This window comes from Bradyrhizobium sp. B117 (assembly GCF_038969555.1).
Lineage (GTDB): Bacteria > Pseudomonadota > Alphaproteobacteria > Rhizobiales > Xanthobacteraceae > Bradyrhizobium.
Map to the genome: position 1 here is coordinate 4,296,484 of NZ_CP152414.1, position 13,546 is coordinate 4,310,029.

The window sequence follows — 13,546 nt, forward strand, 5'->3', positions numbered from 1 at the left end:
GGTTGCATCTTGCGGCCCAGCGGAAGAGAAGTCGATACGATATCGTAATTCTGCCATTTTTTATCGTAAAACAATAAAAACATTCGCTTGAGCCGGAGCATCGTCCAATGAGCGTGATCGTCTTTCCTTATCCTGTGCCGGCCGAGCCGCGATTGCGGCGGATCGGACGGATCGTCGCCGTCGGCGCGCTCGTCTGCGTCGCGGGAGCGGTGATTGCGGTGCCGCTGCTCTGGTCGAGCGACGAGGTGCTTCGACGCTGGATCGCGACCCAATCCCCGCTGGGGGCGCAGCCCTTCACGCTCAATCCCGGCACGCGCTTCGCCGGCGCGCTGATCAGCCTGATCGGCCTTGCACCTGTTCTCTACGCATTGTTGCAGCTCTCGATGCTGTTCTCCCGTTTCGCGCGCGGCGACGTGTTCGTGACCAGCAACGCCTGGCGCATCCGCCGGATGGGCCTTGCATTGATCGTGGGCGCGCTGATCTCGCCGCTGGTGCAGATGCTCACCACGCTCAACCTCACGCGGGCCAACCAGCCGGGCCAGATCGTGGTGATGTTCGGGATCGACCAGTCGCATGTGCTGTCGGTGCTGAGCGGCCTTGCGCTCATCGCCTTCGCGACCGTGATGGGCGATGCTGTTCGCCTCTGGCACGAGAACAGCGAGATCATCTGACCATGCCGATCGTCGTCAATCTCGACGTGATGCTCGCCAGGCGCAAGATCAGGTCGCGTGAGCTTGCGGCCCGCATCGAGCTCACAGAGGCCAATGTCTCCCTTTTGAAATCGGGCAAGGTGCGCGGCATCCGCTTCGACACGCTGGAACGGATTTGTGCCGTGCTCGACTGCCAGCCCGGCGATATCCTGGAATACGTCCCCGACAATGCGGACGACGCGCTGGAGCCTCGCGCGGCCGGCCGGAAATCGGCCTAGCCAACTCCTTAATTCCAGACTGGAGAAGCCTGCGATGAACCGCCTTGCGCGCGTTCTTGCGAGCGCGGCTGCGCTCATGCTTGGCGGATGCGGCTCGGTGCCGCTGACGTCGATCCCGCCGCTCGCCCGCATCGATGCCAGGACGACGGACCTGTCGATGCTGCGCGTCGCCGTGCAATTGCCCGACGCGCTGCGGCCGCGTTCGGGCGGGGTCAAGCTCGACGTCGTCACCAGACTGGCGGGAGAGGCGGAGACCAGGGCGAGCTTCGCGATGATGGAGCTGAGCGCGCGCGAGCGGGGCGGCCTGCCGGTCCCGCCACAGAACTCCTCCATCTATGCCTATCGCTTGTCGCCGGAAGATGCCGCGCGCTTCGAGGCGTTGCGCGCCTCGATGGTCGAGCAGGGGAAGAACGGCAAGCGCGGATCGATGGGGCTCGGCGTCGCAGCTAAAGAATTCTGTCGCGCGAACGCGGGCCTGCCGGCCTCGCTGCTCGTGACGATCTATCTGATGACATCGGAGACGAAGAGCTTCGTTCCGGTCGTCAGGGATTTTGACCTGTTGAGCGATCCCGCCATGGCGGGAGGCCTGGACGCGATTCAGCCCTGCGGCCAGTGAGCTGGACTCAGTAGCCGAACTGCTCGCGCAAGATGCGCTCTTCCAGGCTGTGGCCGGGATCGAACAGCATGCGCATCGAGATGGACTTGTCCGAGAGCACCTCGACGCGGCGGACCCTGCGTACCTCCTCATGGTCGGCGACGGCTGCGACCGGGCGCTTGTCGTCTTCCAGCACCTCGATCACGACATAGGCGCTGTTGGGCAGCAGGGCGCCGCGCCAGCGCCGCGGCCGGAAGGCGCTGATCGGTGTCAGGGCAAGGAGCGCCGCGTTGATCGGCAGGATCGGACCCTGCGCCGACAGATTGTAGGCAGTCGAACCTGCCGGCGTTGCCACGATGATGCCATCGGCGATCAGCTCGGGCATGCGCTCGCGCTCGTCGATCAGGATGCGCAGGCGCGCGGCCTGGTAGGTCTGCCGGAACAGGTAGACCTCGTTGATGGCGTGATGCAGGTGCACGCGATCGTTGGCATCCGTGGCGCGCATCAGGAGCGGGTTGATCTCGGACTCATGCGCCGCCGCGAGCCTCGTGCGCAGATCGTGCGTCGAATACTCGTTCATCAGGAAGCCGACCGTGCCGCGGTGCATGCCGTAGATCGGCTTTCCCGTGCGCATGTTCCGGTGCAGCGTCTGGAGCATCAGTCCGTCGCCGCCGAGCGCGACCACGACGTCGGCATCCTTAGGATCGCAATTGCCATAGTCCTTGGTGAGCTGGTTGAAGGCGCTCTGCGCCTCGTTGCTCGGGCTCGCGACGAAGGCGATCCGGTCGTATCGCATGGGCTTGGTCATGGCTTCCGGCAAGGCCGCTGGCTGGAGAAAGTTCCGCCGGGCTCGTCTATACGACCTGGGCCCGCATTGTCGAGGAGGACCGCTCGTCAAGGCAAACGGACGATTGTCCATCTCGATTTATGGGACAGAACCGGCTTGATTTGAGCCCGGCCGGCCTCCTCGGGCGCCGGCGGGCGGCGGTCCCCCAAACCGTCGCATTTGCTCGCTAGCCTTCGGATGTGCACCGGCTCTCATAGCCGGGCAAGGAGAACGCTCATGGTTACGACCTTGCGGACCCCGCGCCGCGCGATCCTGGTGCTGGCGGTGTCGATCTTCGCGGTCGCGGGCGTTGCGCGTGCGGACGATCCGCCGCAGCCGCGCGCGGAGACGGCCGCGCCGGCCGGTCAGAAGGGCGGACGCGGCAGCGGCCCGCAAGGCGCCTCACAGACTTCGTCGTCGCCGGCCGAACTGCACCGTCTCCCACCGGACTCCACCACGCAGCAGACGCTCGATCTGCCCGGTCGTACCCTCAGCTTCGCCGCGACCGCCGGTTCGATCCGCGTGTTCGACGGCAAGGGCGAGCCGCTGGCCGACATCGCTTACACCTCCTACGAGCTCGACGGTGCCGACCGCGGCACACGTCCGGTCACCTTCCTGTTCAACGGCGGACCCGGCGCATCCTCGGCCTGGCTCCAGTTCGGTGCGGCCGGGCCGTGGCGCCTGCCGCTCCACGGCGAAGCTCTTTCACCGTCGGCCTCGCCCGAAGTGAAGCCGAACGCGGACACCTGGCTCGACTTCACCGATCTCGTCTTCATCGACCCCGTCAGCACCGGCTACAGCCGCTTCGTCGCCAGCGGCGAAGACGCGCGAAAATCGTTCTACTCGGTCGACGGCGACGCCAATGCGATCGCGCTGGTGATCCGCCGCTGGCTGGAGAAGCACGACCGGCTGACCTCGCCGAAATATGTCGCGGGCGAAAGCTATGGCGGCATCCGGGGGCCAAAGGTCGTGCGCCAGTTGCAGCTCCAGCACGGCGTCGGTGTCAGGGGATTGATCCTGGTGTCGCCGCTGCTGGACTTCCGCGAGTTCACCGGCACCAGCCTCCTGCAATATGTCGCGACCTTGCCGAGCTACGTGGCGGTCGCGCGCGAGGCCAAAGGACCGGTCACGCGCACCGATCTCGCCGACGTCGAGACTTATGCGCGCGGCGAATTCCTGGCCGACCTCGTCAAGGGCGAGGCGGACAAGGAGGCCACCAACCGGCTCGCCGATAAGGTCGCCGAGCTCACCGGCATCGACCAGGCGGTGAGCCGCAGGCTTTCCGGCCGCTTCGACGTCGGCGAATTCCGCCGCGAGTTGGACCGCAAGAACGGCAAGGTGACCGGACGCTATGACGGCTCCGTGCGCGGCCTCGATCCCTATCCGGATTCGAGCAGCTCGCGCTTCGGCGATCCCTCGGGTGACTCGCTCCAGGCGCCGCTGACGAGCGCGGCGGTCGACGTGCTGACACGCAAGCTGAACTGGCGGCCCGACGGCTCCTACGAGGTCCTGAACGGTGCCGTCGAGGGCCAATGGGACTTCGGCCGCGGCATCAACCCGCCGCAGTCGGTGTCGGAGCTGCGCCAGATCCTTGCGACCGACACGCGGCTGAACATGCTGGTCGGACACGGCCTGTTCGATCTCGCCACGCCCTATTTCGGTACCAGGCGGGTGCTCGACCAGCTCCCGGCCTTCGCGACCCAGCGCGTCAAGTTCGTGGTCTATCCTGGCGGCCACATGTTCTATTCGCGCGACGGCTCACGCCAGGCGTTCCGCAGCGAGGTCGAGGCGCTGATCAGGGAGTGAGCATGATCCGGAAAAGTGCGTAGCTGTTTTCCCTCGCGACAAACGCGAACGCGTTTGCGCGGAGATCATGCTCCAACTAAATAGGCCGCCGCTTGCGCGGCTTGTATCTCCGCTCAATCTCCTTCGCTACGACGCCCGCAGGCTTCACGTTGGCACCCGCGATCCAGATGTCGCTCACCTTCCCGCGCTTGTCGCGGACGCGGCGCACCGGCTCACCGTGGCTGGAATAGCCGGCGGCCCAGGCGAGCTTGCCGGTGTCGCGGCCGGTGACCTCGATCTCGGCGGCGTCCATGAACGGATTGTTGAATTGCGGATTGGCGATCAGCACGCGGTTGCCCGCGGGCACGAAGTCGCTCGCGCCCCAGACTGTCCACCAGCGGCCGGTCCAGTCGCGCACGCGCCGGTCGGGTGCGCCGCGGCTCCTGAACACGCGCAGGATCTGCATCGCGCCATCCATCCAGAACGGCGCCGCGCCGTCGATGGAGTTGCTGAGGATGCTGATCGACAACTCGCAGGCAGGGATCGAGCAGGTCCGCGAAATGTAGCCCTGGAAACCGCCGCCATGGCCGAACCAGTCCCAGCCGTCGGTCCTGCCGGCGTTGACGCCAAGGCCGTAATAGGCTTCGAAACTTTGCGGAACGCGCCAATGCTGCCGCGTCATCTCGCGGCGGCTGGCAACCGACAGCGCGCTCCTTTTGGCATTGGGCGCGAGCTGCGCGAAGAAGCGGGCGGTGTCGGCGGCGGTGGCAACGAAACCCGCGGCCGATGCCATCGCATGCGCGGGATTGTCGCCCGGGATCACGCAGCGCTCGCCGAACGGCAGCTTTCGCGTATGGCCGCGCGCGAACGCGGCGCCCCTGGGCAGCGGCGCGTCCGGCTCGGTCTCGCGCAGGCCCGCGGGCGCGATGATCTCGCGCTTGATCCAGGTGGAATAGGGCTCCTTCGTCACGGCTTCGATCACGAGGCCCATCAGGCCAAAGCCGTGATTGGAATATTTGAAGCGCGTGCCGGGCTCGATCGCGGTCGGCAGCTTCAATTCCGCGAGCAGCTCTTTCGCGTTGAGATAGGGCCGGCTGTCGATGAACTGGCCGGAATCGGCGCCGTCGCGCGTCAGCCCCGCGCTGTGCGAGAGCACCTGCGCAATGGTCGTCTCGGCGACGCGCGGATTGAGGCCGCCGACATATTGGCCGACCGGATCGTCGAGCCGGAGCCTCTTCTGCTCGCGCAGCTTCATGATGCCGGCCGAGGTAAAGCTCTTCGAATGCGAGGCGATGCGGAAGCGGTGGCGCGGGGTGAGTTTTTCGCCGGTGTCGAGATTGGCAAGGCCGAACGCATGCTCGGCGACGATTTCGCCGCGGTGGGCGAAGGCGACGATGACGCCGGGTTGCTGGAATGTCGTCTGCTGAAATTCGATCCAGGAGCTGATGTAGTCGATCGCGGATCGCAGCCACGTGTCCATTGCGCACCAATTTGCGGGGGGAGGATTGGTGCGCAAGGCTAGCCGAGAAAGCGGAACGGGCACAACCGAAAGGTTGTGCCCGTTCGCGAGGTCGCAGGATGCGCTGTCTTTAGTAAACGAGCGTCGCGCCAGTCGGCTTGTCGAGCGCTGCGGCCAGCGAGCGATATTCGGAGCTGTCGGTGCCGGCGAGCGAGGCGATCTTGTTCAAATGATACTGCGCCTGTTCGCGGTTGCCCTGCTCGAGCTGCCAGAGGCCGTAATACTGCCAGGTGCGGACGTGGTTCGGATCGTCCTTCAGCGCGATCTCGTAATAGACCTTCGACGACTGGTAGTCGCCGAGCTTGCGATAGGAGTAGCCGATCAGGTTCGCAACGTCGGCGACGTCGTCCCGCTTGAGCGACTTCAGCTGGCTGATCGCGCCGGTGTAGTCGTGGTTGTCGTAGATCGTGGTGTAGGCGGTGCGATAGGCCGCGAGGAATTTGGGATCGCTGATGGAGGAGCTCTTCTTCTTGCCCTTCTTGGACGAGGAGTCCGACTTCGGCGGCGAGGAGGGCTCGTCACTGCCCGCGGCATAGGCGCTGGACAGCACCGGCGCCGCCGCCAGTGTCATGGCGACTAGTCCCGGCACAAGAAGCATTGAGAGTTTGCGCATCTAAGTTCTCCCGTATGGAACGTGGCGATCCTACACGATTGCCCGAAGACCGGAACACCCATCGGGCAGAAACATTCCCGCTTCGCACGATCTATTCTCCCCAAGGCAGATGACAAACTTGTCATCCAGATGAACGGAAGCCTGCAACCGGCTTCAGACTGGGTTCAGTGCGTGGCGCCTAGGCTCCCACCTACGATCGAAGGGTCGGCGAGAGGGCGCCGCCTCAAGATCCTTCCAAGAGGAGACCACCATGTTGAAGACCATTTCCGCAGCCTTGCTCGCAGCTTCCGTGATCGCAGCCCCGGCCTTCGCGGCCGAGGCCGGCAAGACCACCACGACCGCCCCGGTGATCAAGGCGGACCAGAGCCAGACCAAGACGTCGACGACGGCCGCGAAACCGGACGCCGGCGTCAAGGCCGACACCAAGGCCCCCGACGTCAAGGCGGATGCCAAGGTCGATACCAAGGCCGACACCAAGTCGAAGGCGATGAATGCCAACGCGGCCGTGACGCCCGACGAGCACAAGACCGTGCGCACCCATCGCCATCACCACAAGCACCTGTCGGCGAAGAAGTCGCTGAAGGCGCAGCCCGACCTCACCAAGCCGGTGACGACCGAGAAGCGCAGCTAACGACTGATCCCGCGCGGCGGCATCCCTGGCATTGCCCTGTCGCCGCGCGCGGAATTCAGGCCCGGCCCGTTCGTCATGCCCCGCGCGCAAGCACGGGTGCTGACGGCGGGCCGGTGCGCTGTATTCGCCGGATCGCCAAGCAAACTCCCTTTGCGCAACCTTGGAGCTAGAGCGTTTTCGAGCGAAGTGGACGCCGGTTCGCGAGAAGAAAACGCGTCAAAACAAGAATCTGGAGCTTCGGTTCTGATTCAATCAGAACCGAAAATGCTCTAGAACATCGTCCGAATCTGACTGGCCGGAGAATGTGGTCCTTGGGGCGATTGACGAAACGTGCGGCGATCCTCGTGCTGCCGCTGGCGCTCGCGGCCTGTTTCGGCAGCGAGGGTGACCGTCCAACCTTGATGGGCGGGGCCCAGGCCGGAGGGCCGCAGCCGTTTCCCGACAATTTCCGCAGCGACACGCTCGCCTTGATGCGCACCTATCTCAACAACCCGGTCGGTGTGCGAGAGGCCGGCATGGCCGAGCCGGTGCAACGTGAGGTCGGCGGCCGGCAGTTCTATATCAGCTGCCTGCATTTCACCCCGCGCGAGAGTGACGGCAGCTACAAGGCCATGCGCGAGCGCGCCGTGATCTTCGTCAACGGCCGCGCGGATCGCGTCGTCGACCGGACCAGCGAGCTCTGCGCCGGCGCGGTTTACGCACCCTTTCCGGAACTGGAAAAGATGACGCGATAGCGCAAAGCCCGCCTTCATCGCTGCGTGCTAGAGCGGAGGCAGCCGGAGCCGCTGGATCACATTTTGGCGAGCTTTGAACGGGGTGGTTTCGCCTTGCGACAAAACGTTACGGTGGGGCTCGCGCTGACGACAAAATCTGTCGGCGCCAGCAGACGTGACGGAACAAAATCGCGTTGTTGCCACCCCGTCACAGGAGCAAACGATCAACGTTCCGGCATCGCCGCGAAGCAACCCAATTCACGCCACGTTGTTTCCAGACTGTCGTATGAAAGAACGGGGATGACTATGAAAGCGATTTTGCTGGGTGCAGTGGCCCTGCTTGCGCTGGCCGCGCCGGCAGCTGCGGCCGACATGCAGCCGCGCACCTATACCAAGGCGCCGGTCTATACGCCGCCGCAGGTGATCTACAACTGGACCGGTTTCTACATCGGCGGCCATGTCGGCGGCGCGTTCGCCGGCGACAGCAGCTTTCAGTCCAGCGACGCCCGCTTCCTGGGCGGCATGCAGGGCGGCTTCGACTACCAGTTCGCGCCCAATTGGGTGGTGGGTGTCGAGGCCCAGTACTCCTGGCTGCCGACCAACAACAACGGCGTGACGTTCCCGCTGGGCACGCAGGTGACGTCCAACACCGACCAGCTCGGCTCGGTGACCGGCCGCATCGGCTACACTTGGGGCCCGACGCTGCTCTACGCCAAGGGCGGTTACGCCTGGCGCAATGGCGGCCTCGGCGTCAACGTCGCCGGCGTGCCGCAGACCTTCACCGCGACCGGCAACAACAAGGACGGCTACACCGTCGGCGCCGGCCTCGAATACATGTTCGCCCCGAACTGGTCGGCCAAGGCTGAGTACCAGTACTACAATTTCGGCAGCACGACCTTCACTTCCGGCCCGGCCGACATCGTCGGTGTTCGCGGCCGGGAGGACGAGCATACCGTCAAGGTCGGCGTGAACTATCGCTTCGGCTGGGGCGGTCCGGCGGGCTCGCGCTACTGAGCCCAGCCACCCATCCAGGATCTGATAAAGGCCGGCCTCGCGCCGGCCTTTCGTTTGCCGGCCCCGTCGGCCGGCCCGCTGTTTGCTTTGCGTGAACCATCTGGCGCGTCATTTGCAAGCAAACATTCCGGCGCGCGCTTTCTCACGCGCGTCATGGGACTGGCGTAAAGCAAAAATAATTTTTGCCGCTTACGGAACTCGCGCTCCGGGGCGCGTTATATGAAAATTACCGGGCTGGTGGGACGACGGACATGCGTATCTTGGTGTCGGCAGTGGTGCTCTCGTGCTGCACCTGCCTGCCGTGCTCTGCACAGACAATCCTCAAATCCGAGCCTCTGATGCTGGCACCCTATGAGGTGGCCTTCGTCAAGGACGCGACCTGCCCGTCGGGCAAGGTGCTGAAGGTGACGGGCGCGATCCGGGGGCTGCATCGGCGCAAGGCCTGCGTGGCCCTGGCAGGCGAGCAGGCATCGCTGGCAACCGCGACCCCCTGATCTCTTCTTGAGATCTTCTGGGCTTCCGGCCAGATCCTAGGAATTCAGTTCAAGCTCCATGCGGGACTCCCGCTCGGCCTCAGCCTTGTTCCTGGCGGGGTCCTCGCCTTGGGCTGCCCGACACGGCTTGATCTCGTAATCATTGTCGAGCACCCGGCGCGGCCCGTGTCGCTCGTCATCGGTGCTGACATCGACGACGAGGCCGCTCCGGTGCGCGATCTTCCAGACGTCGGACTCATCAGGATAGGCTTTGCTGATCTGGGCGTCGTTGCAGAACAGGGCGTAGGGCATTCTTTCCGCTCCGGGAAAGCCCGTTAACGGTTGCGCCGGGGGAGGGGTTCCGGCCGGCCGGGACGATCACGGCGCCGTGATCAGGGCGGCCAAGCCTTGAGTCGTAAACGAGTCCTGAATCCCCAAAAAAAGAATCTCTGGGACTCTCCAGCCGGAATCAGCGGATGTTTTGGTCATGACGAGCGACCTCAAAACCTGCTGCGGGCACATGCTGCTGCCGTTGACGCTGGCACTGTTCGGCGCCTGCGCAGCCAATCTCTGGCTGGTTTGGTCCTGGCTCTAAGGTCCCGATCACGGAGCCGGCCTTACTCTTCGGCCGGCGGACGGGTAGAGCCGTCGCGAATGGCGGCGCGCAATTTGGTCAGGGTCGCCGCACAATATTCCTCGCGCTCGCGCTCGAACCGTTCCTGATGTTTGCGGAAATTCGCGATCCGGGCCTGCATCTCGGTGCGGAAATCGCCGCCCATGCGCGGTGGCGGGACCTGCAGGATCCGAGGCGGCTCCGGCGGAGGAGATGCGGCCGGCGGCTCGGCTTCGTCCGCAACCGCTGGATGGTCGCGATCTCCGGAGGCATCTCGAAAGCAACAGGCGGACGCTCCGGCGGATGGAATTCATCCTTCTTGCCGGTTACGGATTGGACGAAGGCCAGTGTCTGCGCGATCAGTGCGTCGCGCTCCCTGATCCACTTCATGGGCCACCCACCCTTGCTGCGGCTATTCCACCAAAGCTCAAGGGACGAATCAAGAAGGTATCCCGCAAGGGATTGCATATTTTTCCCGCACGCCCGACAGTGCGGGAATGGATGCCGGAAAAGAAAAAGAAAAGTTGGACGAAGTGGAAGGATTGAGGCTGGTCCGCGCCTTCCTCTCGCTGCCGCCCCACAAGCGGGCGGAGGTGATCGCTTTCGTCGAGGAACTGGCCCGTCTTCATCCTCAACCCGGCGAAGGCGACGGCGCGCCGGCGAGGTGAGTGCTATCGCTCGCGCGGATTGACGTTGGGCACGAAGGGCGCACCGATCACCCGGACTGTCCCCGGCGTTGCGGTATCGATCGGCCCTCTGTCAGCGATCTGCCGCTCCGGCGGCGGTCCGAAGACTGGCTCCAGCAGCGCAAGCGTGCCGGCTATCAGGGCGCAACAAAGCGTCACGGTCCCCAGCAGAAGCATGTTTCGATTTTCTTCCCGGATCCGCATGGGCCGAAAACGATCGGCGCGCGCAATTCGTTCCGGGGGGCTGGATTGTCCGAGATGCCGACAAAATGCGCCTAAGCTTACGCGGAGCTTACGGGTGGGCGGCAGAAGGTTATTTTTCCGTAAGACTACCCCTGCCATTTGGCATCAATTCTTAACGATGCCGAGCTCCAATGCCCGTTGCTGGGCTTACGCCCCGACCGGAACATCATTGGACGGCTGAGATGAGCTTTTTGAACAATCTGAAGATCGTGTGGAAGGTCGCGCTGATCGTGGCCGTGATGGGTTGCGCGATGGTGGTGGTCGCTGGCTTTGGCGCACGCGAACTTTCGGCGACCGTGGACGGGTTCGCCGAGCTTTCCGCCACACAATCCTCGGCGCTCAATCTGACCCGGGCCCAGCGCCGCGCCGAGACCTACCATGCGGCGCTCTATGCGGTCTTCACCGAGGCGACCGAAACGGGCAACGCCGCCCGCCTCAAGACCGCGACCCAGAACCGCAATGAAATCGGCCAGTACCTCGACGCCGCCGTGCAGGACGACCCCTCTCGCGCCAGCCAGGTCAGGAGCATCGGCGACCAGCTGAAGGCCGCGTTCACGAGCTGCGATCCGGTGCTCCAGGCCGGCGCGCAGGCAGGCAGCATCGAGGAGAATGCCAAGGCCGCCGATCGCGCGCACAAGGAGTGCGACCCGGTGCTGGACGCGGCCCTTGCACGCATCGTCACGTTCGTCACCGAGACCGCGCAGGCGACGAGCAAGCGCAAGGAATCCATCACCCGCGACGCAAGGTCCGCGACCTTGACCGTGATCGGTGTCAGCGCCGGCGGCCTGGTCCTCGGCATCGCGATCGCGCTGTTCATCGGCTTCAATGCGATGTCGCGGCCGATCGCCCGCCTCAAGCTCGCCATGGAAGGCCTCGCCCGCAACGATCTCAAGACCGAGGTGCCCGAGAAGGACCGCCACGACGAGATCGGCGAGATGGCCAAGACGGTCGAAGTGTTCAAGACCAACGGGATCGAGGTCGAGCGCCTCAAGGCGGCGCAGGCCGAAGCCGAGAAGCAGGCCGCCGAGCAGCGCCGCCGCGACATGATCAACCTTGCCGACGGCTTCGAGCGGGCGGTCGGCGAGATCATCGAGACGGTCGGATCGGCATCCACCGAGCTCGAGGCATCGTCCTCGACGCTGGCCACCACCGCGCATCGCGCGCAGGAGCTGACCTCGGTCGTCGTCGCCGCGTCGGGCGAAGCCACCGGCAACGTGCAATCGGTCGCGACCGCGACGGAAGAGCTGTCATCCTCGGTCAACGAGATCAGCCGCCAGGTGCAGGAATCCGCGCGGATGGCGGGTGAAGCCGTCACCCAGGCCCGCACCACGACCGAGCGCGTCAGCGAGCTGTCGGTCGCGGCGACGCGGATCGGCGACGTCGTCGAGCTGATCAACACCATCGCTGGCCAGACCAACCTGCTGGCGCTGAACGCCACGATCGAGGCGGCGCGCGCCGGCGAGGCCGGCCGCGGCTTCGCGGTCGTCGCCTCCGAGGTCAAGACGCTGGCCGAGCAGACCGCGAAGGCGACCGGCGAGATCAGCCAGCAGATTTCCGGCATCCAGACTGCGACGCAGGAATCGGTGAACGCGATCCGCGACATCTCCGCGACGATCGAGCGGCTGTCGGAAGTGTCCTCGACCATCGCGGCCGCCGTCGAAGAGCAGGGCGCCGCGACCCAGGAGATCTCCCGCAACGTCCAGCAGGCCGCCCACGGCACCCAGCAGGTCTCCTCGAACATCACCGACGTGCAGCGCGGCGCGGCCGAGACCGGCTCGGCCTCCTCGCAGGTGCTCTCGACCGCCAAGATGCTGGCGACCGACAGCAACCGCCTCAAGGACGAAGTCGGAAAATTCCTGCGCACGGTGCGCGCGGCGTAAGCTTAGCGCGGCGGCGTTAGCGCGCCGCGCTGACAGTGCCTATTGCCGCAGCAGCAACGCAAGCACGATCACGAACAGCATGGCCGTCATGATGACGGCCGTGGCCGCTCCGGCGACAATTCTGGCGTTCTGTTTCGCGGTGCTGGGGCGCATGGCGCCGGATGCTAGCGCATGTTGAACCGAGGTCCAATCCGTGGTCGGCGGCAGGCCACGACGCGGTCAGGCGGCGAGCCTGCTGTGGAAGAAACGAGTGACGCGACGTCAAACGTCGCCGGGTCGGTATCAGAAAAATCAAAGCCGTGGCCTTTATCAGGATAGGGTACGAATTCGGCTTTCGCGCCGACGGACCTCGCCAGCTCGATCAGCTTCTTGCCGTTTGCGATCGGCACGTTCCGGTCGGCTTCACCGTGCAGCTCGATCATGGGCGGCAAATGCCTGACCTTGCGGGTCATCGCGTCGGGCAAGCCGGCATAGAGTACGGCGAGCGCGGTGACGCGCTCGTCACGGGCAGCGGTATTGGCGGCAATGAAGCCACCGAGTGAAAAGCCTAGCAGGCCGACATGTCCTGAGCTGTCGGGGCGGCCGAGAATGGTCGTGATGGTGGCGGAGACCGTGTCTGACCAGCCGTCGAAGCGCCCCGTGTCATAGGCCTTGCGGCTCTCTTGCGTGCTCGTCTTGAGATCGAGCGCGGCCGTGTCGGTGGTGGTCATGTAGCGGAGGAGATAGGCGTCGATGCCTCCCGCCGACAGCGCATCCGCATAGCGCTCATAGGCGCGTCGTCTCAGCTCGATGCCGCGCGAGCCGTGCAGCAAGATGACCGCGGGGCGCTTTCCGGTGACCTCCGCCGCATAGCGCAAGACGGGCAGGCTCTCGTTGCCGGCCGCGACGCTGAACTGCTCGTTTGGCGCGCAGCGCGCCGTGGCGGGCAACAGCAGGGCGGCGAGACCGGCCATAGCCATTCGTCGGGTGATCATCGGCAGGCTCGCTTCAAGGAGATTTCAGGCGCGACACATCGGCTGTATAGTGG

Annotated in this window: 16 protein-coding genes and 1 pseudogene; 10 read left to right on the forward strand and 7 right to left on the reverse strand. The window is 65.0% G+C overall.

Annotation, left to right across the window (positions count from 1 at the left end; all coding sequences use genetic code 11):
• The first annotated feature begins 107 nt into the window (after window positions 1–107).
• The 3 genes from AAFG16_RS21060 to AAFG16_RS21070 are packed head-to-tail and all read left to right on the forward strand — an operon-like array spanning window position 108 to window position 1,544.
• The gene (locus tag AAFG16_RS21060) at window positions 108–671 is read left to right on the forward strand and encodes a DUF2975 domain-containing protein (protein WP_342740395.1); all 564 of its coding nucleotides are present in this window, start codon (window positions 108–110) and stop codon (window positions 669–671) included.
• Window positions 672–673: 2 nt separating this feature from the next.
• Window positions 674–928, forward strand: a complete 255-nt coding sequence (locus AAFG16_RS21065; RefSeq protein ID WP_283086174.1) for a helix-turn-helix transcriptional regulator — start codon at window positions 674–676, stop codon at window positions 926–928.
• 34 nt (window positions 929–962) lie between these two features.
• Window positions 963–1,544, forward strand: coding sequence for a hypothetical protein (locus AAFG16_RS21070; protein WP_342740396.1), 582 nt, complete (start codon window positions 963–965; stop codon window positions 1,542–1,544).
• Between the two features lie 7 nt (window positions 1,545–1,551).
• On the opposite strand, the gene AAFG16_RS21075 is transcribed toward AAFG16_RS21070, so the two are convergent.
• Window positions 1,552–2,331: an NAD kinase gene (locus AAFG16_RS21075; RefSeq protein WP_283086176.1), complete on the reverse strand. Its 780-nt coding sequence runs from the start codon at window positions 2,329–2,331 to the stop codon at window positions 1,552–1,554.
• A gap of 255 nt (window positions 2,332–2,586) precedes the next feature.
• Here AAFG16_RS21075 and AAFG16_RS21080 point away from each other — a divergent pair, with 255 nt between their 5' ends.
• Entirely contained in the window at window positions 2,587–4,155 is a 1,569-nt protein-coding gene (locus tag AAFG16_RS21080) for a peptidase S10 (RefSeq protein WP_342740397.1), read from the forward strand.
• 76 nt (window positions 4,156–4,231) lie between these two features.
• Here AAFG16_RS21080 and AAFG16_RS21085 read toward each other — a convergent pair whose 3' ends face one another.
• Together AAFG16_RS21085 and AAFG16_RS21090 are read right to left on the reverse strand one after the other, a co-directional pair.
• The gene (locus AAFG16_RS21085; protein ID WP_342740398.1) at window positions 4,232–5,614 is read right to left on the reverse strand and encodes a serine hydrolase domain-containing protein; all 1,383 of its coding nucleotides are present in this window, start codon (window positions 5,612–5,614) and stop codon (window positions 4,232–4,234) included.
• A gap of 109 nt (window positions 5,615–5,723) precedes the next feature.
• Window positions 5,724–6,266: a tetratricopeptide repeat protein gene (locus tag AAFG16_RS21090; RefSeq protein ID WP_283086179.1), complete on the reverse strand. Its 543-nt coding sequence runs from the start codon at window positions 6,264–6,266 to the stop codon at window positions 5,724–5,726.
• Window positions 6,267–6,516: 250 nt separating this feature from the next.
• Between AAFG16_RS21090 and AAFG16_RS21095 the strand changes: the two genes are divergently transcribed.
• The 4 genes from AAFG16_RS21095 (at window position 6,517) to AAFG16_RS21110 (ending at window position 9,118) form a co-directional block, all read left to right on the forward strand.
• Complete coding sequence (locus AAFG16_RS21095; RefSeq protein WP_342740399.1) at window positions 6,517–6,897, forward strand: hypothetical protein; 381 nt, start codon at window positions 6,517–6,519, stop codon at window positions 6,895–6,897.
• Between the two features lie 302 nt (window positions 6,898–7,199).
• Window positions 7,200–7,631: a hypothetical protein gene (locus tag AAFG16_RS21100; protein WP_342740400.1), complete on the forward strand. Its 432-nt coding sequence runs from the start codon at window positions 7,200–7,202 to the stop codon at window positions 7,629–7,631.
• A 285-nt stretch (window positions 7,632–7,916) separates the two neighbouring features.
• The gene (locus tag AAFG16_RS21105; RefSeq protein ID WP_342740401.1) at window positions 7,917–8,624 is read left to right on the forward strand and encodes an outer membrane protein; all 708 of its coding nucleotides are present in this window, start codon (window positions 7,917–7,919) and stop codon (window positions 8,622–8,624) included.
• 251 nt (window positions 8,625–8,875) lie between these two features.
• On the forward strand, window positions 8,876–9,118 hold the full coding sequence (locus AAFG16_RS21110; RefSeq protein ID WP_342740402.1) for a hypothetical protein: 243 nt from the start codon (window positions 8,876–8,878) through the stop codon (window positions 9,116–9,118).
• A gap of 36 nt (window positions 9,119–9,154) precedes the next feature.
• Here the strand turns inward: AAFG16_RS21110 and AAFG16_RS21115 are convergent, their stop codons facing one another.
• Window positions 9,155–9,409 carry a hypothetical protein gene (locus AAFG16_RS21115; RefSeq protein WP_342740403.1) on the reverse strand — a complete coding sequence of 85 codons (255 nt, stop codon included), beginning with the start codon at window positions 9,407–9,409 and terminating at the stop codon, window positions 9,155–9,157.
• A gap of 305 nt (window positions 9,410–9,714) precedes the next feature.
• Window positions 9,715–10,100 (reverse strand): annotated as a pseudogene (locus tag AAFG16_RS21120) (hypothetical protein).
• Between the two features lie 107 nt (window positions 10,101–10,207).
• Here AAFG16_RS21120 and AAFG16_RS21125 point away from each other — a divergent pair.
• A complete protein-coding gene (locus AAFG16_RS21125) occupies window positions 10,208–10,378 on the forward strand; it encodes a hypothetical protein (RefSeq protein ID WP_342740404.1) in 171 nt (56 codons plus the stop codon).
• A gap of 3 nt (window positions 10,379–10,381) precedes the next feature.
• Here the strand turns inward: AAFG16_RS21125 and AAFG16_RS21130 are convergent, their stop codons facing one another.
• Window positions 10,382–10,573 (reverse strand): hypothetical protein, encoded by a 192-nt coding sequence (locus AAFG16_RS21130; RefSeq protein WP_342740405.1) that lies wholly within the window; start codon window positions 10,571–10,573, stop codon window positions 10,382–10,384.
• 248 nt (window positions 10,574–10,821) lie between these two features.
• Between AAFG16_RS21130 and AAFG16_RS21135 the strand changes: the two genes are divergently transcribed.
• Window positions 10,822–12,519, forward strand: coding sequence for a HAMP domain-containing methyl-accepting chemotaxis protein (locus tag AAFG16_RS21135; RefSeq protein ID WP_342740406.1), 1,698 nt, complete (start codon window positions 10,822–10,824; stop codon window positions 12,517–12,519).
• A 164-nt stretch (window positions 12,520–12,683) separates the two neighbouring features.
• Here the strand turns inward: AAFG16_RS21135 and AAFG16_RS21140 are convergent, their stop codons facing one another.
• On the reverse strand, window positions 12,684–13,493 hold the full coding sequence (locus tag AAFG16_RS21140) for a dienelactone hydrolase family protein (RefSeq protein WP_342740407.1): 810 nt from the start codon (window positions 13,491–13,493) through the stop codon (window positions 12,684–12,686).
• Between the last annotated feature and the right edge of the window lie 53 nt (window positions 13,494–13,546).

Bases quoted from the DNA above. Each gene is read 5' to 3' on its own strand.
- AAFG16_RS21060 (WP_342740395.1), top strand. From the start codon at position 108: ATGAGCGTGATCGTCTTTCCTTATCCTGTGCCGGCCGAGCCGCGATTG.
- AAFG16_RS21065 (WP_283086174.1), top strand. From the start codon at position 674: ATGCCGATCGTCGTCAATCTCGACGTGATGCTCGCCAGGCGCAAGATC.
- AAFG16_RS21070 (WP_342740396.1), top strand. From the start codon at position 963: ATGAACCGCCTTGCGCGCGTTCTTGCGAGCGCGGCTGCGCTCATGCTT.
- AAFG16_RS21075 (WP_283086176.1), bottom strand. From the start codon at position 2,331: ATGACCAAGCCCATGCGATACGACCGGATCGCCTTCGTCGCGAGCCCG.
- AAFG16_RS21080 (WP_342740397.1), top strand. From the start codon at position 2,587: ATGGTTACGACCTTGCGGACCCCGCGCCGCGCGATCCTGGTGCTGGCG.
- AAFG16_RS21085 (WP_342740398.1), bottom strand. From the start codon at position 5,614: ATGGACACGTGGCTGCGATCCGCGATCGACTACATCAGCTCCTGGATC.
- AAFG16_RS21090 (WP_283086179.1), bottom strand. From the start codon at position 6,266: ATGCGCAAACTCTCAATGCTTCTTGTGCCGGGACTAGTCGCCATGACA.
- AAFG16_RS21095 (WP_342740399.1), top strand. From the start codon at position 6,517: ATGTTGAAGACCATTTCCGCAGCCTTGCTCGCAGCTTCCGTGATCGCA.
- AAFG16_RS21100 (WP_342740400.1), top strand. From the start codon at position 7,200: ATGTGGTCCTTGGGGCGATTGACGAAACGTGCGGCGATCCTCGTGCTG.
- AAFG16_RS21105 (WP_342740401.1), top strand. From the start codon at position 7,917: ATGAAAGCGATTTTGCTGGGTGCAGTGGCCCTGCTTGCGCTGGCCGCG.
- AAFG16_RS21110 (WP_342740402.1), top strand. From the start codon at position 8,876: ATGCGTATCTTGGTGTCGGCAGTGGTGCTCTCGTGCTGCACCTGCCTG.
- AAFG16_RS21115 (WP_342740403.1), bottom strand. From the start codon at position 9,409: ATGCCCTACGCCCTGTTCTGCAACGACGCCCAGATCAGCAAAGCCTAT.
- AAFG16_RS21125 (WP_342740404.1), top strand. From the start codon at position 10,208: ATGGATGCCGGAAAAGAAAAAGAAAAGTTGGACGAAGTGGAAGGATTG.
- AAFG16_RS21130 (WP_342740405.1), bottom strand. From the start codon at position 10,573: ATGCTTCTGCTGGGGACCGTGACGCTTTGTTGCGCCCTGATAGCCGGC.
- AAFG16_RS21135 (WP_342740406.1), top strand. From the start codon at position 10,822: ATGAGCTTTTTGAACAATCTGAAGATCGTGTGGAAGGTCGCGCTGATC.
- AAFG16_RS21140 (WP_342740407.1), bottom strand. From the start codon at position 13,493: ATGATCACCCGACGAATGGCTATGGCCGGTCTCGCCGCCCTGCTGTTG.